At 44.4% G+C, this 261-nt stretch carries 1 protein-coding gene; it reads left to right on the top strand.

The genetic code is table 11. The features are described 5' to 3' along the window. Positions 1-261: hypothetical protein (locus AAEY75_RS15795; RefSeq protein ID WP_352260124.1), on the top strand; the 261-nt coding region annotated here is incomplete at both ends.

Below are 261 nucleotides of genomic sequence, written 5' to 3'. Positions count from 1 at the left end.
GATTAGCGCTGAGACGGGTATTAAGTTTAAATATGGGCGCGGTAATTTACGTGATGGTCTGTTGGTCACAGATATCGATATCGAGGCAACCGAAGACCTTGAGATCTTGGTAGACAAAGCCTACGTTAAAATAGGCTGGCGTGCGGTATTTGCTAAAGAAGTCCATCTGCGCGATGCCGACATTCAGCGTATTGAGATTATCAATAAAAAACCGCCAACGGGTGAGCCATTTGATTATAAAACGCTCAAACTGCCGGTAAA

The organism is Psychrobacter sp. TB55-MNA-CIBAN-0194, from assembly GCF_040309505.1.
GTDB lineage: Bacteria > Pseudomonadota > Gammaproteobacteria > Pseudomonadales > Moraxellaceae > Psychrobacter > Psychrobacter fozii.
The sequence above is the reverse complement of the archived record's forward strand: the minus strand, read 5'-3'. Positions and strand labels throughout refer to the sequence as shown.